Source organism: uncultured Nonlabens sp. (assembly GCF_947495285.1).
Classification (GTDB): domain Bacteria; phylum Bacteroidota; class Bacteroidia; order Flavobacteriales; family Flavobacteriaceae; genus Nonlabens.
Window position 1 is genome coordinate 16345 of record NZ_CANLXZ010000010.1, and the last position, 22395, is coordinate 38739.

A 22395-nucleotide genomic window follows, 5' to 3' on the forward strand; every position below is an offset into this window, starting at 1 on the left:
AATGAAACTTACACAACATACATCTACCATAACCTATCAAGTACTTACGGACTATACAGAAATTAGTAAAGAATCGCCACTTATTTCTATTTTAAAAGTTTGCAAAGAGATTGACGTTTTTAATGTTTCAGAATTACAAGACTTCTTGAAACCATTAAATAATAACGCTGTATCGAATTTACTATTTAGATTAGAAAGTCTTGATTATTTGAAAAGCATCGAAAAAGAAGCTGATGACTGGATATTTTCAAACAATGAGACGTCTTATGAGTTAACCCAAATGGGACTTAATGTTTGTCTTGAAGGAAAAATTGAAGAAGAAAAAAGAGGTATCATAGCAATGACCATTGCTTATCCTAAAAATGCAGATCCAATAATCGTAAAATTAGAGCCTTTAAGCAAAGACGAATTTCAAGATCAAGAAAACACTAAAAGTAATGCTAAACGCGAATTCAATAATTTCATTAATGAAAGTCAGCATTTAAAGAATGGCACTTTTAAATTAAAACATATTGAAAACACTTATGCTCTTGATGAAGAAAAAGAGCAAGATTACACCTTTAATTTCAGTGAGGAGAGTTATACATCTCAACTACTAGATTTTTCAAAAACAGTTAAAATTTCTAAAAGCAAAGTGATAGCAGAACTTTTGATTAATAAATACCAGAGTGCTTATGATGAAGAACAACAATTAATTAGGATGCCTTTTAACCATACAGACCTCTCATTAAAAAGAAATATTTCTATAGATAATCCACAATATGACGGTCTTTACTTTAATAAAATTGAACTCGAAGAACCTGTACAAATAAGTCCATTGGATGATCAGGAAGCAGCACAATGGTTTACTGCACTAGTAGTTTCACGTATTCAAAATTATTTTTTCTCTGATGAAGAGTTTAATGTTTATACAAAAGAGATTGCTGAAAAGTTTGTTGAGTATAAGCAAGGTTTAACTAACTCAATATCCAGAATGGAGTTAATAAATAAATTACATAACAAGCCCGCTGGTTTTTATATCAAAGCAAAACTAGACACCATCAATTACCTTAATTATTAAAGACTATCAAATGCATACTATAAATTTCAAACAAACATTCCGTAATGAAGAGATTCTTGATAATGTCTTTATACTAACTACTAACCAATGGCAAAGCACAGAAGAGCAGCAGTTATCAGTAATTGAATCAGGACCAAAACAAGTGCTTTTTCACAACATCATAGAGCACATCCAGCAAGCTGAAGAGATGATTTGCTTACAATCTTTTCTTATTCAAGATACAAGTATCATAGACGCATTAGTTGAAGCAAGTCAAAGAGATGTTAAGGTTTTTATCCTAGATGCTGCAGAGACACGATTAAAAACACAAGCTTACCCAGAGGATGATAATTTTATTACTGATGAGTATAAAGAAATGATAAACAAGAAGTTTAGAAGACATTTTGTACATCGTCAAGCAGAAAATCTACACGCAAAATTTATTTTGATTGATCCAAAATCAAACAATGCCAATGGATTTCTATTTACAGGTAACTTTAATGAAAAGCCTTTTAAAGAAAACCCAGAATTAGGTGTTGAACTTGATGAGATACAAACTAATGAGCTATTTAAGTTATTTGTATATCATTTTTGGGAACATACTACAGATGAGCAGAATGACACCGAAACATTTGATAAAGTTCGACCAGCAAATAAATTCCAAGCACCACAACTAGATCACATTCTTTGCACATCTCCAAATGCGGGCTTGTCTAATCTAAAGAGCACGTTAATTACCAGCATTAGTAATACTCAAGAGAGTATATCATTTTCAACTTTTGGTTTAGATATTGAGCACGAGTTAGCGAAAGAGATCTTAAGTAAAATTAAATCAGGGATTGAAGTGACCATCTTCTGTAGACCAAGAGAAAAAACTATTGTAAATCATATTTCGGAATTACAAAAAGCTGGCGCAAAAGTATTCTGCCATCCATTAATACACGCTAAAAGTATTATTGTGGACGATAAAGAAGCGTATGTTTTTACAGCAAACTTTGAAAAGCACGGAATGGATAATGGATTTGAGGTTGGTATGCTTCTTAGTAATAGACAAACCAAAGATTTGATAGGAATACAGAATAAATGGAAACAGGATTTTCCGTTGACATTTCACTCTCAAAAAAGTGTACAAGAAATTAGCAACTACAATACGTTCAAAAACAAAGCACTAGTAACTGATAAAATTTCAGAAACTAAAAAAGTCAATCTGAAAAAAGAGATTACGAAACTATTAGACTTAGCTACTTTTTTTAAGGATACTAATGGAACAAATAATTTTGAAAAACATAAAAATTTAGAAGTCGATAAAGTCGCTACATTAAAAGGATTTGTAGAAAACGAATCAGAGAGATTAGAACCTATTGACGAAGTACTTTCTAAGGTATTGATTAAAAAAGTGAACACTTCAAAAATGAAGAAGGGAGAAAAGAAACCTCAAGAATCAGAGATTAAATGGATAGCTACCAATAAGACAGTTATTAATGTCGATTGGGTAAAGTCAAATAAAGAAGAGCTACTGCAATACATTAATTCAAAATGGTCTGAATATAAAAATATGGAGCTTTATGGAAACTAAAAACTGTCTTTTAACCTGGGATTCCTACAATCACGGTTTCATTGTTACTGCTAGAACTATTCTTGGTTTATTGGAGAATGAAAATATTTTGATAAATGAAGTCTTGTATTTGCATAACCAGCCATTAACTGATCTAAACATAGCAGAAAGAAAGGTATTCTTCAAAGAAGAGCTAGATGCTAAAATTCTGATTGATAAGGACAGATTAGCCAAAGTAAAAAGGGTAAGAGATCAATTTGAACTACAAGAAAGACCGTTCCCTATATTCAGAAATAAGGGAATCACAATAAAAAGTGTGACACATTACCAATCCATATATGATGGATTGGTACAATTACTTAAATCTGATTTCAGTACCTATTCAGGTAATTTACATATTAATGTTTCTCCAGGAACACCTCAAATGCACGTAGTATGGCTAATGCTCAATGCGAGTGGTTATCTTCCAGAGAACACTAGACTATGGTCTAGTCAATGGTCGAAAGCAGATGATAGTTATGCAATAAATGAAATAAAATTTAAGCCTAAAACGTACCTAAGTGAAGTTCTCAAACGTAGGTTTAATGACGTATTTACTCCGCTAATAAATCCTAATGACACTCAATCTGGATTACGAAGGGAAGCAGAGAAACGTATTGAAGTTTTTGCGCATCTATTAAATGTTCCTATAATGCTTTTAGGCGAACGTGGAACAGGAAAGTCCACTTATGTCAGAGAGGTGATTGCTCCTTTACATACTAATTTACCTTATAAAGAATTGGCTTGCGGAACTTTTAACGAAGAACTACTTAGAGGAGAACTTTTTGGATATATCAAAGGCGCATTTACAGGAGCAAATCAGGACAAAGACGGCATATTAGCTGAGTTTGAAAAAGGAGGTGTTCTATTTTTGGATGAAATTCAAGATTTATCAAAACCTTTACAACGTCAGCTTATTCAAGTTTTACAAACTGGTCAGTACTATCCTCTAGGATCTAATGAACCTAAAATCGCCAAATTCAGATTGATTACTGCTAGTAACAAGAGCTTTCAAGAATTAAACGACACTTACTTAGATTTAGATTTTACAGACAGAATAGCTCGTTTTATAGTGGAGATACCGCCACTTAGAAAGTCAAGAGAAGATCTATCAAGATTTTGGAATGAAGCTTGGAAAAGCGTTCATAATAGCGATGATGGTCTAAAATTGATTAATACAACCGCGCTTGATAAGTTTTTAGCTGAAGATCAGCTTTTCGGAAACTTTAGAGATTTACAACGACTTGCAGCACTTGTAGGTGCGTTTTATTTATCACATAAGAATCAAAAAGTTGCCGTAAAGGAGGCTATTTCAGAATTCAAAAAATGGTCAACTAAACAGCAACCAAACAAATCGAGTGATACTTTCTTTATAGATGGTAAAGATTATAATCACATTATTGCTCATTTTAATAAGGAACTAGTTCTCTGGGCTGAATCTAACTATGGTTCACTTCAGGAAGCAAGTAGAGTTCTAAAACGTTCAGAAAGCGCCCTAAGAAAGGATAAAAGTATGGAACGGTTGTTTAAGAGGTAAGTGTCAAACAAAAGGATTAACCTCCGCAGGCGTCCCACTTGGATATCCCCAAGCAACATACTGCGACTTAAGATCATCCGTATCAAGATGTACAAAGGTTCTACCTACTCCAATGCGTTTAAATCCAACATCACGAGCCACAGAAACTAAGTGATTTCGGATAAATGTAGTTTGAGCCTTTATATCTACAGCTTTACAGGTAGGGATTTTATGGGACGAACTGGAAACGCCGCCCACTTTTTTGTTGTGTGATGGGCTACGAGCTCCAGAGTTGATCCATTGAAAAATGGGATAGCCTGTTCTGGCTTCCAGTTGCTGAAGCATAAAAATTAATTGCCTATCCATACAATTACCAGAACCAGGAATATCTGGACTGTCAAAAACCGACAAGTCGATAGGACGTCGATAGATTTGTACCACTTGATTTTTAACTGACTTTACTTTTGATTTTCTGTAAATAACAAAAGCACCTATCATCAAAATTGACAAGGTGCCTAATCCAACATAGATATGTTGATTGTTACTTTTTACCACAACCACATCCTTTTGCAGACTCTTTGCTTTTCTTGTATCTCAAGAATAGGTCGGAACTTATTTTTACAGCGCTTAATAGTATAAACGCTCCAAAAATATAGTTCAATGTATTATTTCCTTTATCTACGTTCATTGCTTTTTTGCTTATTAAAAATTTGAATTTCTTCTTCTAACTGCTCGATATACTTTTCAAGATCAGTGATACGATCTCGTTGTTTAGTTATCGTTTTATTCATCAAGGTATTCTTGCTCTCCAGTTGTTTTAAACGCTTTTCCATATTCTCAGACCATAGCTTATAGTTTTCCACTACAAGACTATTGGCCTGGACGTTCAGGTTACGTATTTCAGCACTTTTAAGACGTCTTTGCGTCCCATATTGCAATAGCACTTCAATGAGTTTCCAAAACCCAGTAGCACCCAGTACAATTGCAAGTATTTTGATTAAATCCATTACTTTTTAGATTACGTTTTCGCGAAAGCATCATTATTTTTATTACAGCGTTTTAGAAACTCGTGTTCTTCTTACAATTACTGGCTCAGATTCTTCGATTTCATCTCTCTCGATGACATCTGGAGGCAATACAAATATTCCACCTGAGAACGGTCTGAATTTCAGTGGAAGCTCAGCCACATAAGGGTTAACATTAAAGATGATTTCATCTTCTGGATCGTTAAAAATGCCACTTACAAATACACGACCGTCATCATCTATTGCATAGTAAAATGGTTTTCCTTGACGGCTCAAAAGTGTTCCTGTATGCTCGCCTTGTTGGTTTTTGTTGATTGGTGCTGGTAGACTCAACTGCCAGCCCGCAATTTCCTTTCTTCCAGATCTGGAGCGCAATCTAATGTCTTTGCCAATGACGATATTCTCGTTAATCACTGCATAAATATTACGTCCAGGTGAGTGCAACATATCTGCATTTAATTGATTAGATGGCACACTCAGCTCACGCTGAGTGTTTGCTATTAATCCGCCACGTTGTGTTTTGATTATTACATTACTTTGATATCCTACTATACTCATTATTGTGCTATTATTATTCCGGTTAGTATGAGTAAGCCTCCGCCAAAAAACCAGCGCTCCAGCTTACCTCTTTTTATTTGTTTGTGCTGTCTTTTAATGGTCAAGTTCAGCTCTTGAATATGTGACTCATCATTATCTTGAATGATAACAAGGTTTTCAACTTTACGCTCCAACTTAAATATGATCGTATCCTTTTTTTGAGTGAGATACTGCCATCTATAGTTCCGTAATTGCAGCGTGTCTATAATACTATCTTGGTAAACACTGAACTCTAATCGCTTTGCCAGATACTTGGATTGTGACAAATCAAAACAGAAGTATTTTTCACTCTTTATATCTTGTACTATCGGCTGTAAATCCTGAGAAATACTCATACAAGTCCATAGCAGACATCCTATCAATAGTATTAATTTTTTCATCCAGTGCATTTTGTAAATTTTCTATCGTTTTATGGCTTGAGACTATTTTACCAGTTAAGCTATCCGTTTGCTTTTTTAGCCTTTTTATTTCTTCATCAAGGGTTACATTCTCAATTGAGAGTAGTTCGTTTTCCTCTTCTAATTTCTGAATAGTGTCATTGTTCAAAGCTTCTTCGTGCGGAATGATGTAAAAGATGAGCAAGACAATAATCCCTGCAATCCAAAGCACTAATAAAAAAGGTTTCCAAAACTTCATTACTCTTTGGGTTTCGTTTGAAATAGCTTGTTCAAAAACTTCTCTAATAAGAGTTTATGAAAGACCAATGCAAAAGCAAAAGACTGTAATAAACACTCAATCATTTTTATTTGATAACCTCTCAAGAAAAACAGCGCAACGCCGTAAATAATGCCAATTATGAGCACACGATAACGAGTCGCAATTTTGAGCTTAAAGACTTCATAGAAAAAGTTGGTTGAGCGGTAATGATTGAGACCATAAGCAATCACTATAAAGGTGAGTATATAAGCCCAGTCCAGACTGTTTAAATAATTGGATATGTGTGCTAAAATTTCTATCATTTTAATTGTGTTTTAAGGGTTGATTTTATGCTTTTAATATCTGCTTGTAACGCCACTATTTGATGATTAGGAAATAGATTCTTAGTCAAATGTGCTACTAAAACTATGGTTGCTCCAGAAGCTAATAGCGCAAGAATTATCTTGGTTAATGTTTGATTGGTAAGTGTGACTGTAACTTCTGTTTTGATACCATCTTTATCTACCAGACCGTCTATTAAATCTTTAATGCTTCTCTTTTCTGCCATCTTTTTGTTGCTTTTTTATCTTACCCATTTTTCGTTCGTTAAATAGCTGTTCTGACACTTCTTTTACTTTGTAAAGTCTTAAAACACGTTCTTCAGTAATGGCATCAAACTCATCAGTAATTATGCCTTTTGCTGCTCCGTGATTTTTCAAGAGATACACACGTAGTTGATAGACGCGTTCTCCTTTGCTTCCTGATTTTAAAGGGAAATCATCATTGGGTTCTGGCAGTACTTCGGGCTTATTGACAATTGCTTTCTTTTCTTTTTCTAAGGAAACAATAGGCTTTATTTCTACAACAGGAATCACTTTTTTAACAGGTGTAGGTTTATCTTCGTTTTCAGATTTTGATTCCTCAACAATGGTAAATTCAGTATCCTCAACAGTTTCTTCTTTATCTCTAAAGAGGACGTAACCCAATAATCCTAATCCCAAAAGCCCACCTGCGATAAGTAATCCTTTTTGCATCGTTTGTTCGCTCATTATTTCCCAAGACTTGACAACGCTTTTCGCATTCCTGCGATATCGGCTTGCGTGAATACTGTTTTCTTTAATCGTTTTTGCGCAGCTCGTGAAGTTTTAGGACCAAACTGTCCATCAACACCATCTCGTTTTGGTCCCGTTTTACCTAAATCTTCTTTGTAGATTTTCAGGTAACGCTGTAATATTTTCACATCAGGATGACGGCTTCCATATTTGATAGGATAGCCTGTTTTAGTAATAACTGGTTTCGTACTTGAACCTGATGATGTTGAAGAACTTGGAATAAACGGTGGTGTTTGATAGCTGGACGAACCGCTTGCAACCGTTGTAACTCCAGAAGAAGCACTTGCTAATTCAGCTTCTTTTTTCTCTTTCTTCTTTGTCATAAAATAATACGCAGTAGCAGCTCCTGCGAGTACCACGATAACACCACCTACCACTATAAGGTCTTTATTTTTCGTCATAAATGATGGATTTGCTGTTGTTGATTTCTGTTTCATTGGTTCGATTTATGATTGATAATTTGGAAGGCGTTGTACATATTTTGAAACATATTCCTTCATTTCACTTTGACTCAAAAAGCTATTTAAGTGTTGCCACATATCTTTTTTATAGAGCTGGTAATAAGCTTTTGAAAGACTTGCGATTTGTGTTTTATCACGCAGCTTTTTACCGAAAACATCTTTTATAACCTCTTCATCGTCATTAAAAGCGCCTTTAGCATCTTTAATGATTTTAGCGAGCTTTTTAGCAGAGGCATCGTCAAGTACTTGAATGCTTTTTGGCGCTACCCATTTCTGCACATCTGTGAGGTAGTTCATATCAAATGGACTGTTCCAATTTGGCTCTTGCTTGGTAGATCCTACATTTCCAGTAGTGACTTGCACACCAGTTCCTATAGAAGCCGTTGTTGTAGATTGTAGAGATTGTTGCTTTGTACGCTTTCGCGAAAGCGTAACAAAAACACCGATACCGACAACGCCAAGTCCTGCGCCACCTATCATCCACCATCCTGTTTTTGATATTTCCATATTAAGCTGTTCTGTAATTAGGTAGTGCTTTTACAATGTTGAGCACTATGGTTATTTCTTCTTTGTCAAAGCGATCTTTGAGCGTGTCAATAAGGTTTTTAGAGTAGGTTTCTTGATAAGCTTTTGCTACTTGTGACACCTGAACTTTATCCTTCATTTTTCGGATCACACCATAAACTTGTTCTTCATCATCGCCACCTTGATACCAGCTTCCCCAAGCTTTATGAATCTGGTCTGCATAGCGAGAAGCAGCACTTGTTTTTAACACCAACACTTCGCGATTTACTGTTTGTAATACCTTATTCAGAAAATGAATGTCAAAAGCATTTTGTGAGGTTAGTCCACTTGAAATAGGCTGGATCTGTGCTTGAATAGCAGTTAGCAATTTACTGGTGCGTAGGTCACGACTGCGCTTTCTCATTGAGAAAAACGTCGTTCCTATAAAGAGCGTTCCCACACTTGCGCCTATGATTTTATACGTCATACTCATTTGCCTAATAATTTTAAGCCACGACCTGCAGGTGTAAGCATTGCCAAATCGGATACATCTGCGTTTTTTGCTGAATTTTTAAGAAGTACGATAACACCAACCAATACGACTGCCAATATCACAGGTACTCCAATGGATAATACTTTTGTCAAATTCTTTCCCAAACCAAAAATATTGCCACCTATTTCCGATAAATCGGCAATGGTTCTGGTGGCCATATTAGACACATCAAGGTTGTTTTGATTCAACCATTTATTAAAGTTTGGACTTGTAGTACAGGATGCTGCACCATTAGATTTCCAAGTAATGAGCCATATCATTTTTGCATTCTCTTGACCTAATTCGCTTTTAAGTTTTGCGAAATAGCTTGTCCAGAAGTCACACGGATCGTCTGCTTCTGGAACCAAAAAAATGCGGTTATCTATGTTTACTTGTATCGCCATTAATTGCTTCTGAAAATGGTATTACTGTGTTTTTTACTATCGGTTTTACTGAAATCGTTTTGTTCTAAAAATTGCTGAAGACGTGCTTTGAGTTGTGCTTCTTTTCTTAAAGCGGTACGCTTATCATAATTGATATACAGCTGCCTACCCAACCAAAAACCAACACCTAATGTCAAAATCGTTTTCATCTACTTTCTCTTGTAAATATTACGCTCGGGAATGTCTAATTCTCTGAGCCATTCTGCTACTTCAAATCCTGGACTATCTTCATCAGCTTTGGCAGGGATTTCATTAAAACCTGCGATAATGATATCTGGAAAGCGCAGTATATAGAACTTTACAATCGCTTCAAGTGCCGCTTTTTGTTCATCGGTACGTGTGTCTTTATCCCAAGCTTCTTTAAGAGTTCTACCACCAACATAGGCGATGTGTTTTGCAATTCCTGTGATTCCATTTTTTCCGTGAGAGATTCCCCATAAATCTGTAGTTGTTGGGCTGTCTTCACTAATGATGGTTTGTAAAACACCATCTTGAAGCACGAGGTAATCAATGCCCGGACGGTTCCAACCAAAACCACCTTTATCTTTAGGGAGCGTATGTTGATTGATAATAATTTCCTTACCGAAGTCTTTCGCTTCGCTGGTGTCGGTACTTTGTATAATGAGATAATCTACTTTTTGCATCTATTGTGATTTAAGAATTTGTAGCTGATAAGCGTCTAAAGCCCAATAAGCGATAGACAGGATACTTCTTGATGTTGACTTGATTGCTTTGATTACCACCCAAGACATAGATGTATTTTTTGTCTTCAGAATAGCTAATGAATAGTCCTACGTGACCTTTCCAACTGGATTTTTTACTTCGCCAGAAAACAACAACATCGTTGAGTTTGGGTTCTTTGATTTCGGTACCAACTTGTAACCAAGAACGAGCGGTTAGCTTATTACTTCGTTCTACTTTCGCCTTGAGCGCTACCCAATTGATAAACGCAGAGCACCACGCAGTTTCATCTGTAGTGACCCAAGTGTGTCCTATTTCTTTGAAGTAATTTAGAACAATGGGATTGTGCTCTTTGCCTACAATTTCGGTTACACCGTATTGGCTTAAGGCTATATTAATAAGTTGTGGCATTAGGTGGCTCGTCTTTAGGGTTATCGAGCCACGATACTGGAATGCCCTTACTCATTTGGACACCAGTAGATATTCTTGATTTTTCGGGAAGCATATTATACATCTCGATTTGATTGTAATAAATTAAAAAGCTGACTTGTTGTAATGGATTGATTTTAAAACACCAGGTCACGTGTCCATCTATCAAATTACCATCAAAGTCAAATACTTCTGAAACATTTGCAAAGTTTTGCGGACTCTGACTATTACTTAAAGAGATGGTTTTACAAATCTCTGTTCCAGTTACAGACTTTTCTGTAATCTGAAGTGCATTGATGCGGTCTTCTCCCGAAGCGACTAACTTCACGTGACCAACCATCGCAGGATTATGCTGAAAATCTTCTCGGTCTTCATAATACTCTTCGTTTACGGTTACGGTAGGGCCAGATTGTAAACCTGAAATACTAACCGTATCATCTGAAGCGTTACTTAAACCTATTATTTCATCTTTAGAACTAATCGCTAAGCCAAGTCCAAAACTTCCAGTTTTATTGGTATCTACTACTTGATGTTTCGAATTAATTCTGCTAAACGTTTGATCGCCTCGATTCCCAACGTACATTAAGCCATTATGAGGGTTATAAGCAATAGCAACAGGATCTTTTCCAACCCTTAATTTAGTGATGGCTCCAAATCTTACCGTGTCTAAAACAGCAATAGAATTTGAACTATTAAGCACCATATACATATTCTTGGTTACTGGATGAAAGAGGAATGAAACAATATCTGCCACTACAGAACCTACACTTCCTTTTAGATTACCTTGAATATCATACACATTGATCTCGCCATCCAAAATATTATGAATGTATAAATCGCCTGAATCGGTATCAACTCCAAGTGTTCTTGCACTAGGCACTAAAGGCAGATTATTTACTCTGCGATTGATGCAAATTTTAGAAATTGTTCCAGAAACTAAATTTGCTGTATAATAACATTGATCTACTGGATTATAAACAATATCAACGGGACGATTACCAACAGATTCTCTTCTCAAAATTGAAAAATCTCTATTGATAAAAACGACTTCATTTGAGACGGAGCAGGCTACCGCAATCACGCCGTATTCATCATTATCAGTAGATGTGTTTACGGCTAAAGCAACTGGACTAATACTTCCAGGAACTTTTAAAGTCGTTGGATTATAAGCTCTTCTTTCACTAACTCTTAATGAGTCTCCAGCTTGAGAATCATCTTGTGATAAATCAATAGTAGTAACAAGTTCTCCAGAAGGATTAACCACAGAAACGGAATCTCCTAATTGATTAACCACATAAAATAAGTCTGTAACAAGATTATAGATCAGCTCTTGTGGTTGCTTATCTACAACTACACTTTTTGTACCTTCTTCATTTATAAACATAGGATCAGTAAGCGGTGTGCACGCAATTGCACCCCAAAGACATACTTTTCTAATATCCTTGGTATGGTTTGTAACCGTTACTTGAAGAACATCGTTATCATTCTGAAGCTGTGCATAGAAACGCTTCAAGCTTGCTTGTTTGTCTAACCAATGATATGTTGATTTACTCATTTGCTTTGTAATTTTCTATAAAACTGATGACATCTTTGGTGCGCTCAATTTGTGATGCACCAACCATTTCTGGGTTTTTTCCGAACACTTTTGTTACTGCATAAACAGCTTCAATCGTCGGGAAGCCATAATCGAGGTATTGTTTCATTCCGCATAAATCTGCAGTAGTTTGGCTACGTGTATTTAAAAACCAATGACAACCTTCGTGCGCTAAAATTGCCACACGAATAGGAATCGTGTAGGATTTAAACAAACGTTGCGATATTTGAACTCTCGGCATTTTCCGATGCGTTCTTGCTGGTGTGATAAGCTCTGCGCCAAAAGGATCAGTGATTTTATCTAAATATTGAAACAGAAATTCGTTGTCCTTACTTTCATAAAAACCAGGAGGCACATAACCTGCTTTTTGCGCAAACTGTATCGCAAATTCTAAAAAGCGATGTTGATCATCAGTTGCCCAGACAGCAAGTGCTGGCATCTTTTCTATTTTCACATTAACGATTTCAAAAGCATCATCATCTACATCGTTTTTATCGAAGACTTCCATTTCCAGCACTTCAGGAGAGACAGGTAATGCGATAATAAACTCTCGTTTTGAGTTCGCTTTCGCGAAAGCGGCTTTTCTCCTAAAATAATAGCTATTAGGATGCTCAGGATCATACACACGAATACCCAAATCAAATGGCATTAAAGCCATAATGGTCAGTTTTAACTGAAAACGTTCTCTATTTGATGGAATGGTTGTTATCACTGAGGATATTGTTGGTATTGCTTATTCTTAGAACTACTCATTACTGCAAGTCCGATTACACCGACAACTACAACACCGCCTAAAATGTATACGACTGTTGGAATACCTTTTTTCTCTTCTTCAGTCTCTGCATCTGCACCTAAACCTATTGAAAAGTCAGAAGGCAGTTCTGTGCTTGCACCATAGGCGTCTAAAGGTTTTGGCTTCGTAAAAGAATCGATTGCTTGACTTATTGCAGTTGCGCCACCAGCTTCTTTATAAATCTGTCCTACATCCTTAAAGAACTTTGTACGTTTTGCTTTGCGTTCAATTCGTTTTGGAGCAGATCTTCTCACAGTTCGTCTGGCAACACGTTTCGCTTTTCGCTTTGCACGTTTTGCTTTTCGTTTCTTTTTATTTCCAAAAAAGTCATCGTAATCGTCATCTTGTAGATGGCGACTTAAAATACTTTCTGTTTCTCCTAAGATCATAAATGGGTATTAGATAATTTGCATTATTCTTAATGTAGTGCCACTGGTATCGTAGGCGATACGCTTATAACCTTTGCCTACAAAAGGATAGCCTTTTGCTTCTCCAGGATCAAGAGTAACTCCGTTTACGGTTGCTTTTTCTGTGCCAACATTCTTAATAGAGGCCACTAAAAAACCGTCAGGTAATTCTCCTGGGCGTTCTACATCAATTTCATTTACTTGTGCTAATATGTCCATTTTTCAATTTTTTGTTTTGAATGAATTTATAAATCCCAAATCCTGTAGCTCCTACGACTCCCACGATAGCGATTACTTTAACCACTTTACTAACCTTACTATCAGACTTCATCGCCTTTTTACTGGCTTCTACCTGTGCGGTTTGCAATTGTTTGACTTCGGCTTTTGTAATAGCTGATAATGGAGTTTTGACCACCGTAGGATTTGATTTTTTGATCAAGTGGCTTATTGGTGTCTTTGCTTTTACTTGAGGCTTTATAGTCCTGATGACTGCTTTTTTCGGGATTACTGTTTTCTTACGAATCACAGGAACCGTCTTCACGCGAATAGGTGGTAATTTCATAGGGCGACCACGAACTACTTTAGGACGACTGCGCATAGGTGGTCTACTCAACTTTGGCTTAGAAGATCGTCTTCGTTTTAATAGTCTTTTGGTACGACGTTTCTTTCTGCGACGACGACGTCTATCTCCGAAGTTATCGTAGTCTTCCTCTTGATAAACATCATAATCTGTAAGTGCGTAAGTATTAGTCATTGTTATCTCGGCATTGGCATCGGTGGTTGTCCGTAAGGCATTGGTGGACGTCCCGATTTCATTAATACTACCGCTCCGATTCCTAAGACGACCACACCGCCACCTATCATCAGCATCATATTGGTTTTCTTTTTAGCTGCTTCAGCTTTCTTTTTTTCCTCGATACGTCTGCGCTCTTCTTCCTGTCTGCGTCTTTCTTCTGCTTCACGTTGTTTGCGTTCTTGCTCTTCACGCATACGTTGCATTCGCATTTCCATATCTCTTTTTGCGGCTGCTGCTTGTGCAGCTGCTTGTGCTGCGCCATTATTTGCAGTACTACCGCTACGTTTCTTCTTTTTAAATAATCCGCCCAGAATACCGACCGCACCTTTAGCTATCGCTCCCCAAAACTGATCATTATCCTGTGATGAAAAGCGAGCAATTAGATTTTCTAACGCTTTCGCGAAAGCGGAATCTCCATCTTTTAATAGGTCAACTACTTCATTAATGAGTTGTTCTCGTGAAGGTTTTCCTTGAAAGAATACATTATTTTGAGCCAGTAGTTCTTGAACAGGCTTAGGGTAGTGCAGTACCAGATAGGTAAGGTTATTTATTGCCTGATTGTATTGTGACTGTTTGTTATTTGCCATTTGCCATATTGAATTTTAAACCGTGCCCGACCAATGCGCCTGCGATGAAAACCACTCCAAAAAGTAGGAGTTCATCTTTAGTCACGCTAAAGGATTTATGAGGTTGTGGTTTAGGTTCTTCTACTTTTTTCTTTGCTTCTTTACGAATGCGTACTTCGTTCCAAACCATTTGTACTTCCTGCGCAAGATTCTTGTCCTCAGCTTGTGCGTTAGATCGTTTTACGATGGTCTGGTAATAGCGCTCTAAGTCTTTATCTGAATAACTCTCGAACTGATTGAGAAAACTGTCTTCATCTCCTGTGCCTGAATAATTAGAGTGCCCACACGCTTTGCAGAAATTACTTTCTGTATTGTAAGAGTCGTTGCTACAAGCACCACAAAAATTGTCTTCTTTGGGTTGACTAAGCTTTAAAATAGCATCCTTATCGGGATGTAATTGTATGAGCTCTTTAATAACCTTCCGACCTTTTTTGCGAGCAAGTTCTTTTATGGCTTCTGCGAGGTGTTTAGGGTCTTCGGGCGCTTCAAAACCATACTCAAATAACAATTTTGCAACATCATCTGTATTGTGATAGACGATATAATCGATTCTATTTTGAGCTAGTGAAGGTGTTTGTTTTGAGTTTTTCATCTTGATTTTAATAAAAACAGCCAGAGTGTATGGTTTAGGGGAAAACCGACTCTGGCTGTCTGGTATTAGGTACAAAGTCTGGACGAGTTCCTTATTGCAGGACTATCGTCTACGACGTCTTACCAATCGAGAAACTGGACGTCTCGCCACCGGTTTTCTGACTAGTCTACGACGTTTTACAACTCTACGAGTAGGACGTCTCACCACTCTACGTCTAGGACGCACACCTAATGCTGTTGGTCTTTTTCTACGGATTAAATCTAACTGTGGAAGCCCAGTAGTTCGTGGTGCTCTTGAAAGCTCTGCTACGTTTGTACCTTTTAAAAGGTTACCCAGATTTGCTCTGGCTTTAATCGTAAATGTGAATACCGCCGTTACACCATCTTCTACAGATACACGTAAGGAATCCTGACCTGTAACATCCATCTCAAAGTTATCGTCATCGATAAGTTGCTGGGTAAAGTTTTGAGGTGATGTCGCATTACGTGGTTGATACACTCTGGTTGTTTTAGACCCAGAAGCGGTTCTACGATCAATACGAAGTACATTATCAAATTGCAGTGCGTTACTCACAGAGTATTTCATTCCCGCAATCTTAAACGGATTTGATTTACTCTCTTCACGCACTTCCTTGTGACTGGACTCTTCAATCTCAACGGTTAGTCCGTTAGGTTGTGCAGCTTCGGCATTACCCCCAAAGATGACTGCCTCGGCACGTGCGCCAGACTTGTTAGTCACGACTACCGTAAGGGTTCTATCGTTAGGATCTATCTTGCCGATGCTCGATTTTGTATAATCGTCATAGGCATCATCGTCGTACTCGCCTTCATCAGCGTAGTCGTCGTAATCGTCATATTCATCTTCGTACTCTTCGTCATAACCGTCTTCTAAACCTTCAAATCCAGTATCGAAGTCGTCTTCTTCATCGTCGTACATCTCGTCGTTATCGTAGTCGTCATACTGATCCTCAGCAGCTTCTTCGTAACGCATTAATTCGTCGTTATAATCTTTCATTTGTTTTCATTGTTTGCCTGTTAGAATAACAGGATGATACTTTTGTTTTGGTGCCCAAAAGTGTCTCTAAACACTATTTTTTAGTTGGGCTTGCAGTTGCTGGTTTCTTTGCTTCAGCTAGTTTTTTAGCTTTCATTTTTTGCATCATCGGAGCGATTAAAAATGTTCCTAATGCGATTCCAGCGACGCCTGCTCCCACACAATATAGAATTGGTGTCCAGGCGATGTCGTTCTTATTTGCCATTCGTTTAATTATTGATTGATTTCATTTTTGAATTACTTGGCGAGGTCTCTAAACCTTGATTGACTGCGAAGTTGAGAAGAGATGGCTGTTTTACCGCTGTGCAGAAAGGGACTTTGGGACGGAGAATACAGATTGAATAAAAGGTTTTATTATCTTGTAAGAAAAAAAAATGCGAGTAGTACAGCGACTAGAATTTGATAATGTGTTTCCAGAAGAAGAGCCTAAAGAGATAATGGAATATTTGGTTAATATTTCACGTGAAATTCTACTCAAATTCATTGGATTCTGTACGCGAAGAGAGCAACCTAATTACACAAACATATTTTCTAATCTCGAAACTCAAGCTGAAATTGACAGACGAGTCGCAGATTATGGGCGAACTTATAATTTACCTGAAAGACCTATTCTTATTTCAAGAGAAGCAAGTTTAATGTTTGCAGAAATTGTCCTAGCTAATAGAGACGAGCTACTTAAAGAAACTGATGAGCGCAATGTGGATGACGAAGAGCTTAATCTCTTCAAGGCATATTTGTTAGTGAATAAGAACGCTAATGAGAAACAGAATCTAGGTAGTGCAGAAGATAATATAGATCGCATAGCAGATATGTTTATGGCAATGGGTTTTGCCTCTGGAGATATCGGAAATTATGAGAATGTTGATTTAGAGTTTGCCAAAGTACTATATGCAATGCTAGTTAAATTTGAGTACCTAATAGAATTTGTTCAGCGAGAAGAGAACACATATATGGCTCAAGCATTGATTGATACTTTTGGACAGGAGGATTTAGATGGTCTAAATTATCAAGTTAAAACTTTAGTGGCTCAACTACTAAGACTAAAACACGAAGATGCCTATATCGTAAGTCCAGAGAGACAGGATCACATCAATTTTTTGAAGAGCTTAACTTCATCAAAAATTGAACCTTCCGCAGATTTTACTAATCTGAAAATTTTTCCAATTTATGAAATAGAGGAAGGACGCTTTTCTTTAGTGGACTATTTTTATGTAGTAGATAAGTTCTTTAAAAGTATCAAATTCACACTTAAAGCAGCTTTTATAAAGCATCACAATCTAAAACTTAATGACAGTTCTTTTTTTAGTTATTACAATCTTCATTTTTCCGAAGATGTGGTAATGAAAAATGTTTTGGATGAGATCTTTCATTGGCAATACCAAGAGAAAAGACAAGTAGCAGATACAAATGATAGTGAGCCAGATTATTATGTAAGACACAATAACAGAGTTTATTTATTTGAAAACAAAGATATTCTTGTAGCTGCTGATATTAAAAGTTCTTCAGATATTGACGAAATCGACAAGCTATTAAAAAAGAAGTTTGTTCACGATGGCGATAGGCACGTTGGTATAGGACAGTTGATTACATCAATTAAACAAATTGTAGATAATAAATTCCCATACGATGATTACGTAAACAACAAGAAGAACGTAATTATCTATCCCATTTTATTGGTAAGTGACCGCATATTTGAAATCCCAGGAATGAATTACAAGCTGAACAAATGGTATACAGAATTAGTTAAAGAACGGTTAGGCGATGCTTATAATCCCAACTTCATTAGACCATTAACCTTTATAGATATGGACACTCTAATTTACTGGACACCCTATTTAGTGAAAAAAGATAAATATTTTAGAGAAATCATTGAAGATCATCACAAGGCTATGAACCGTGTAACTGTAATAAATAATCCAGATCCATTGCAAGGTAGAATTCAAGCGCAAAAAGCTATTTCAAATCGTTTATCAGCAATAAGTTACCGAGAGCAGAAGTTTAAATTTCCAGTTGATTTGCTAGTAGATAAATTTAGGGATATTCTGCCAGATTAAAGTTTATTTTAAATCGGACTACTCAACCCATCCTTGTGGTAACGTAACTTCTCAGAAATCATTTTTACAATAGCTTCATTTTTGGTTTTGTAAATGTTGTTTCCATCAAAATCTTGTTCGTTTAAAAGCATCTTTACTTTTCTACTTTCTTCCTGGTCGATAAACTTTTTACAAGCTCTTATAAAGGCTGCGCGACTGCAACCTTTAATGCGTTGCTCTCGCATATTTACATACACGAAAAAACTCTTCTGGATTTTATATTCAAGCTCAGTAATCTTGCCCATTGCAAAAGCATTGGAACATAGTTCGTATTGTTCATCTACGATAAGCTGACCTATGCGAACCATTTGATACTTAGGAATACGCTCCCGATAGCGCGTCACGTCATCTACCTGATGATGTAAACGCAACCAGGTGCAGTTTTGCCATTCAGAGGTTGTGATTTTTGCCACCGACTGGTGTGTGAGCACAATATCAATTCCTTTGTGACGCACAGTACAAAGGGCACCAATCATAGATTGCCCTTTTGCTCCTGTCATATAATGGTCAATGTCGTCCAGAACGACGAGACCATTTTTATAGTGCTTCATAATCTTGGTGATGACTTCTTTTTTTTCGTCATTATCCATAGGCGAACCGTCTGCATTGAAAGGACGGATGCGTCTTGAAGATACTTTTGTAAGCGCTTTTAAATGATTCGGGCTCACGGTTCTAAATTGTGGATAATCATCATCATTCGTATCAAAAGCTAGTACTTTACGACCTTTCTTTCCCATTACAAGATGATCCATCATATAATGTTTGATCTCTTGTTTGTTGCGATAGGTTTTACCAACACCAGTTTCGCCGCAAACCAACATAATCATTGGTTGACGCTCTAAATCTTCTTTCTTATAGCTTATCGGTTTACGACCACGATTTGATGTATTTCCAGACATTACGAATTGTTTTGTGGTTCTTCAGCAACATCTATGATGGGAATGTCATCATCGACTTCTTCAACTTCTATATCTTGGATGGTTGGTTCTTTCTTAGTTACTTTTCTTTGAACTGGCTCTTGTTTTGGTTCCGCTTTAGCGCTTCGCTCTCTCTGCGGTCGTGAATCTCGCACGCTCGATTTCGCGAAAGCGGAATTAGAACTATCACTTTCATCATTATCTATGACATCTTCCTCAATATCATCAATTTCTGTCTCTCCTTTTTCTTGACGAACGATGTCGAGAATACGATTTTCAAGTAGATTATTTTCTGCACGAACTTCCATAACCACTTGTGCTTTTTTCATTAATATGGAAATAACTGCACCCATTAATTGCTGTTCTGGCGTGAGCTTTTTTGCTTTCTTACGCAGCACTTGAGCAAGTAATGGCCTAAGAAGTGCTTGGTCTTCTTTGTCAAGCTTTATGCACTCAACATTCTTATCATTCTGCTGATCTACAACTTGAATGATTTCTTCAAATTCATAAAACTCTTGATGCTTTCTGATTTTAACGAAGTAACCACCACCAACTGCAAGCACATTGTTAGACATTCCCAAAATAGCATCTGCAGCTTGATTTGCTTGTGCGAGTGGAACTTCAAAATCTTGGTCGGTTACCGTTTCATCGGCTTCTGTATCAAATCCGTTTCCATTGATATCTTGTTCTGGAGCGTCAAGTGGTTCCTGCGCTTTTTCTTTTTCGACATTAGCTTCAACGGTACTTCTAAAATCTGTTTGCGTATTCCCGCTACGTCCAGGTTCTAATTCATCTAGCGTTTTATGCTCTTGTTCTGGTTTCCAGACGTTCCAGCTTTTTTGTTTTTCCTCTTCGGTTTCAACAGGACGTTCGCCACCTATATCTTTTTCAATAACAGGTTGATTGAGCGGGCTACTATCTTCGTTTTGAAGCTGTTCAAAATTGATTTCTTCTGGACTTGCGGTAAGGGCTTCTTGCACCTCTTTTGCGATGTTATCTTGCATAGGCTTAGTTCAATTTTGCAATAAAATTGATAATGTTGTTTTCGAGGATTTTGAATTTTTCTACAAAAGGCTTGTAGAATTGTGGGATGGAAAGAATCTCATCACACTTGTGATAATTGTAAAGAATGGCACGCTTGGACTGGCTAAAGCTTTCGCCAATCTTTGCATAACTAGAATCAGTATATTTTTTGAGTAAATAGTAACAGGACATACGAGCCTCACGATACTCTTGAACGCTGCTGGTGTAGAAGTTTTCTTCTTTTAAATCAAAGACCTCAATACTCTGGGAAATGATAAAGACTAAAAGGAGTTTCACTTTCTCTTTATCCTGAGTGGTTAGCTCTGTATTGCTAGTCAAACTATCAATAACCTCAATGGTTTTTTGAAGTCCGAACTTCCCAATTAAGGAATCAATACTTTGCTGTAAGTCGTGGTAGTCGTATGCTGTCTTTTTCATTGGGCAATCGCCGAATTGTTTGACAGGCAAACTACTAAAAGTTGTTTTTCAATTTATTTACAAAAAGTTTATAGAAGATTTACATTTGTTTATTTTGGTTATTGTTTTTTTGATTAACTTAATAAAACAGTCAATCTATGGTTCTAGTATTATTCAAAAAGTTTATCATCAATTAACGGGTCAAGAGAATCAGCTTTGTTCTTCGCCCATTGAATCCATTTATTGGTATCTGAATCGATTTGATTATTCTCATTAGCCTTCGTCTCAACAGCCAGAATATAATCTCTTAAAAGATTAGCCTTATTCCATTTTTCGCTATTAGACATAAGCTTTTCAAACCTTTCATTTTCCAATTCAATTATCCGAATCTGATTAAGTTTTTTTTCATTTTCCATGTCTTGAATACACTTTTCTTCTCTTTGTTTTTTTCTGATATCGTGCCAGTATTGACAGTTTTGTTCGATCCATACTAGAATCTCAGGAATCACATCTTCTATTCTTTTGTTTTTTCCATCAACCCAATTTTTACGACTATAAGATGGTCCTGCTTGAAATTCAAGTTTATTTGTCTTTACCCATTGATTTCCTCCATATCCGTTATCATCTTTTTCTCTTATTCTATTAACCTTTTGCCTAAGGTTTATTTCTGTTGTTTGTCCAAACATTTCGACGAAACACTCACGATTCCTGAAACTTACTGAATAATTATTTTTGTAAAGATTAACAATTATTGTGTTCATAATCCTAAGAGCTCTATTTCTCAATTGTTTATCTGTATGAACAGGCAATATTTCATTGTAAATCTCTCGTTGTGCAGTATAATCAGTTTTTGATAATTTATCATAATCCTGTAATCTGCTTTTCGTTTTTATAATAAGTGGATGTGGATTTTTCAAAGTCAACGGAACTGTGAAATCAAAAGATTTATCTTTCTTTATTTCATAAATCCTTTTATGGAATGGAGACGTTAAAAACGGAATATCTTCATCTCCTTCACCTCTTTTTATTAGTTGATATACATTTTTTATTTCCTTATCACTTTCAGGTAAATCAACCACTGTAATAGGTTTATTATGTTTGATTTTTTGCCAATGCCCACTGCTGGGTTGTGGCACATTATGGTATTTGCATAATTTTCTTAAATCAGTAGTGGAAATTCGGAACTCTTTGGAAATAGCTGTAGTTGATTTAGACCAAACTAATTCGTAAAGTTCTTTTCGAGTGATTGTATGATTCTTATTCAATTTTAGTAAGCAATTGATTTTTAGCTCTTAAATATAAGTGCCCATTAGTTTTTTTACAGATTTTTACGTTTTCTGCAATAAAGTGCGTACCAACTTTATATTGTTCTCTGAATTTTTTTAGGCATTCTATAACTATTGTATCTGGCACTATTTGATTTGGTAAAGGCCGAACTCGAATTCGATTGGTTTTCTTATCTAAAAAGGATTCACACTTAATATTATCGATATATGTACCTATAATTAATTTCAT

At 36.4% G+C, this 22395-nt stretch carries 33 protein-coding genes; 4 read left to right on the plus strand and 29 right to left on the minus strand.

Annotated features, from left to right (window positions below):
• Window position 1 precedes the first annotated feature (1 nt).
• The 3 genes from Q0838_RS05695 to Q0838_RS05705 are packed head-to-tail and all read left to right on the plus strand — an operon-like array spanning window position 2 to window position 4170.
• Complete coding sequence (locus tag Q0838_RS05695) at window positions 2–1060, plus strand: hypothetical protein (protein ID WP_298952268.1); 1059 nt, start codon at window positions 2–4, stop codon at window positions 1058–1060.
• Window positions 1061–1070: 10 nt separating this feature from the next.
• Complete coding sequence (locus Q0838_RS05700) at window positions 1071–2615, plus strand: phosphatidylserine/phosphatidylglycerophosphate/cardiolipin synthase family protein (protein WP_298952269.1); 1545 nt, start codon at window positions 1071–1073, stop codon at window positions 2613–2615.
• Window positions 2605–4170 (plus strand): sigma 54-interacting transcriptional regulator, encoded by a 1566-nt coding sequence (locus Q0838_RS05705; RefSeq protein WP_298952270.1) that lies wholly within the window; start codon window positions 2605–2607, stop codon window positions 4168–4170. Before Q0838_RS05700 ends, Q0838_RS05705 begins: the two co-directional genes overlap by 11 nt.
• Window positions 4171–4173: 3 nt before the next feature.
• Here the strand turns inward: Q0838_RS05705 and Q0838_RS05710 are convergent, their stop codons facing one another.
• The 24 genes from Q0838_RS05710 to Q0838_RS05825 form a co-directional block, all read right to left on the minus strand.
• On the minus strand, window positions 4174–4704 hold the full coding sequence (locus Q0838_RS05710; protein WP_298952271.1) for a D-Ala-D-Ala carboxypeptidase family metallohydrolase: 531 nt from the start codon (window positions 4702–4704) through the stop codon (window positions 4174–4176).
• Window positions 4705–4823: 119 nt separating this feature from the next.
• A complete protein-coding gene (locus Q0838_RS05715) occupies window positions 4824–5156 on the minus strand; it encodes a hypothetical protein (RefSeq protein WP_178989471.1) in 333 nt (110 codons plus the stop codon).
• A 42-nt stretch (window positions 5157–5198) separates the two neighbouring features.
• Window positions 5199–5732 carry a hypothetical protein gene (locus tag Q0838_RS05720; protein WP_298952276.1) on the minus strand — a complete coding sequence of 178 codons (534 nt, stop codon included), beginning with the start codon at window positions 5730–5732 and terminating at the stop codon, window positions 5199–5201.
• Window positions 5732–6106, minus strand: a complete 375-nt coding sequence (locus Q0838_RS05725) for a hypothetical protein (protein ID WP_298952278.1) — start codon at window positions 6104–6106, stop codon at window positions 5732–5734. Before Q0838_RS05725 ends, Q0838_RS05720 begins: the two co-directional genes overlap by 1 nt.
• A complete protein-coding gene (locus Q0838_RS05730) occupies window positions 6057–6407 on the minus strand; it encodes a hypothetical protein (RefSeq protein ID WP_298952280.1) in 351 nt (116 codons plus the stop codon). The genes Q0838_RS05725 and Q0838_RS05730 overlap by 50 nt, the downstream gene beginning before the upstream one ends.
• On the minus strand, window positions 6407–6730 hold the full coding sequence (locus tag Q0838_RS05735) for a hypothetical protein (protein ID WP_042269923.1): 324 nt from the start codon (window positions 6728–6730) through the stop codon (window positions 6407–6409). Before Q0838_RS05735 ends, Q0838_RS05730 begins: the two co-directional genes overlap by 1 nt.
• Window positions 6727–6975, minus strand: a complete 249-nt coding sequence (locus tag Q0838_RS05740) for a hypothetical protein (protein ID WP_042269925.1) — start codon at window positions 6973–6975, stop codon at window positions 6727–6729. Before Q0838_RS05740 ends, Q0838_RS05735 begins: the two co-directional genes overlap by 4 nt.
• Window positions 6953–7456, minus strand: a complete 504-nt coding sequence (locus Q0838_RS05745; RefSeq protein WP_298952283.1) for a hypothetical protein — start codon at window positions 7454–7456, stop codon at window positions 6953–6955. The genes Q0838_RS05740 and Q0838_RS05745 overlap by 23 nt, the downstream gene beginning before the upstream one ends.
• Window positions 7456–7956, minus strand: coding sequence for a peptidoglycan-binding domain-containing protein (locus tag Q0838_RS05750; protein WP_298952285.1), 501 nt, complete (start codon window positions 7954–7956; stop codon window positions 7456–7458). The genes Q0838_RS05745 and Q0838_RS05750 overlap by 1 nt, the downstream gene beginning before the upstream one ends.
• 9 nt (window positions 7957–7965) lie before the next feature.
• Entirely contained in the window at window positions 7966–8487 is a 522-nt protein-coding gene (locus tag Q0838_RS05755) for a hypothetical protein (protein ID WP_298952287.1), read from the minus strand.
• Window position 8488: 1 nt separating this feature from the next.
• On the minus strand, window positions 8489–8977 hold the full coding sequence (locus Q0838_RS05760) for a hypothetical protein (protein ID WP_298952289.1): 489 nt from the start codon (window positions 8975–8977) through the stop codon (window positions 8489–8491).
• On the minus strand, window positions 8974–9420 hold the full coding sequence (locus Q0838_RS05765) for a hypothetical protein (RefSeq protein ID WP_151674549.1): 447 nt from the start codon (window positions 9418–9420) through the stop codon (window positions 8974–8976). The genes Q0838_RS05760 and Q0838_RS05765 overlap by 4 nt, the downstream gene beginning before the upstream one ends.
• On the minus strand, window positions 9420–9608 hold the full coding sequence (locus Q0838_RS05770) for a hypothetical protein (protein ID WP_145000658.1): 189 nt from the start codon (window positions 9606–9608) through the stop codon (window positions 9420–9422). The genes Q0838_RS05765 and Q0838_RS05770 overlap by 1 nt, the downstream gene beginning before the upstream one ends.
• Window positions 9609–10103: an N-acetylmuramoyl-L-alanine amidase gene (locus tag Q0838_RS05775; protein WP_298952292.1), complete on the minus strand. Its 495-nt coding sequence runs from the start codon at window positions 10101–10103 to the stop codon at window positions 9609–9611.
• A 10-nt stretch (window positions 10104–10113) separates the two neighbouring features.
• On the minus strand, window positions 10114–10551 hold the full coding sequence (locus tag Q0838_RS05780; RefSeq protein WP_298952294.1) for a TIGR02594 family protein: 438 nt from the start codon (window positions 10549–10551) through the stop codon (window positions 10114–10116).
• Window positions 10535–12082: a YncE family protein gene (locus Q0838_RS05785; protein WP_298952296.1), complete on the minus strand. Its 1548-nt coding sequence runs from the start codon at window positions 12080–12082 to the stop codon at window positions 10535–10537. The genes Q0838_RS05780 and Q0838_RS05785 overlap by 17 nt, the downstream gene beginning before the upstream one ends.
• Before the next feature lie 34 nt (window positions 12083–12116).
• Window positions 12117–12821: a hypothetical protein gene (locus Q0838_RS05790; protein ID WP_298952298.1), complete on the minus strand. Its 705-nt coding sequence runs from the start codon at window positions 12819–12821 to the stop codon at window positions 12117–12119.
• A gap of 50 nt (window positions 12822–12871) precedes the next feature.
• Window positions 12872–13345 carry a hypothetical protein gene (locus Q0838_RS05795; RefSeq protein WP_298952299.1) on the minus strand — a complete coding sequence of 158 codons (474 nt, stop codon included), beginning with the start codon at window positions 13343–13345 and terminating at the stop codon, window positions 12872–12874.
• Window positions 13346–13354: 9 nt separating this feature from the next.
• On the minus strand, window positions 13355–13582 hold the full coding sequence (locus tag Q0838_RS05800; RefSeq protein WP_042295564.1) for a hypothetical protein: 228 nt from the start codon (window positions 13580–13582) through the stop codon (window positions 13355–13357).
• A complete protein-coding gene (locus Q0838_RS05805; RefSeq protein WP_298952302.1) occupies window positions 13557–14117 on the minus strand; it encodes a hypothetical protein in 561 nt (186 codons plus the stop codon). Before Q0838_RS05805 ends, Q0838_RS05800 begins: the two co-directional genes overlap by 26 nt.
• 2 nt (window positions 14118–14119) lie before the next feature.
• Complete coding sequence (locus Q0838_RS05810) at window positions 14120–14746, minus strand: hypothetical protein (RefSeq protein WP_298952304.1); 627 nt, start codon at window positions 14744–14746, stop codon at window positions 14120–14122.
• Window positions 14736–15377, minus strand: a complete 642-nt coding sequence (locus tag Q0838_RS05815) for a hypothetical protein (RefSeq protein ID WP_298952306.1) — start codon at window positions 15375–15377, stop codon at window positions 14736–14738. The genes Q0838_RS05810 and Q0838_RS05815 overlap by 11 nt, the downstream gene beginning before the upstream one ends.
• A gap of 102 nt (window positions 15378–15479) precedes the next feature.
• Entirely contained in the window at window positions 15480–16391 is a 912-nt protein-coding gene (locus tag Q0838_RS05820) for a hypothetical protein (protein WP_042269951.1), read from the minus strand.
• A 73-nt stretch (window positions 16392–16464) separates the two neighbouring features.
• Window positions 16465–16635 carry a hypothetical protein gene (locus tag Q0838_RS05825; RefSeq protein WP_162851989.1) on the minus strand — a complete coding sequence of 57 codons (171 nt, stop codon included), beginning with the start codon at window positions 16633–16635 and terminating at the stop codon, window positions 16465–16467.
• 169 nt (window positions 16636–16804) lie between these two features.
• Between Q0838_RS05825 and Q0838_RS05830 the strand changes: the two genes are divergently transcribed.
• Window positions 16805–18484: a hypothetical protein gene (locus Q0838_RS05830; protein ID WP_298952311.1), complete on the plus strand. Its 1680-nt coding sequence runs from the start codon at window positions 16805–16807 to the stop codon at window positions 18482–18484.
• Window positions 18485–18492: 8 nt separating this feature from the next.
• Here Q0838_RS05830 and Q0838_RS05835 read toward each other — a convergent pair whose 3' ends face one another.
• The 5 genes from Q0838_RS05835 to Q0838_RS05855 form a co-directional block, all read right to left on the minus strand.
• A complete protein-coding gene (locus Q0838_RS05835; protein WP_298952313.1) occupies window positions 18493–19422 on the minus strand; it encodes a zonular occludens toxin domain-containing protein in 930 nt (309 codons plus the stop codon).
• On the minus strand, window positions 19422–20444 hold the full coding sequence (locus Q0838_RS05840; protein ID WP_298952315.1) for a hypothetical protein: 1023 nt from the start codon (window positions 20442–20444) through the stop codon (window positions 19422–19424). The genes Q0838_RS05835 and Q0838_RS05840 overlap by 1 nt, the downstream gene beginning before the upstream one ends.
• A 4-nt stretch (window positions 20445–20448) precedes the next feature.
• The gene (locus tag Q0838_RS05845; protein ID WP_042295699.1) at window positions 20449–20901 is read right to left on the minus strand and encodes a hypothetical protein; all 453 of its coding nucleotides are present in this window, start codon (window positions 20899–20901) and stop codon (window positions 20449–20451) included.
• Between the two features lie 149 nt (window positions 20902–21050).
• Window positions 21051–22145, minus strand: coding sequence for a hypothetical protein (locus Q0838_RS05850; RefSeq protein ID WP_298952320.1), 1095 nt, complete (start codon window positions 22143–22145; stop codon window positions 21051–21053).
• A complete protein-coding gene (locus Q0838_RS05855) occupies window positions 22138–22395 on the minus strand; it encodes a hypothetical protein (protein ID WP_298952321.1) in 258 nt (85 codons plus the stop codon). The genes Q0838_RS05850 and Q0838_RS05855 overlap by 8 nt, the downstream gene beginning before the upstream one ends.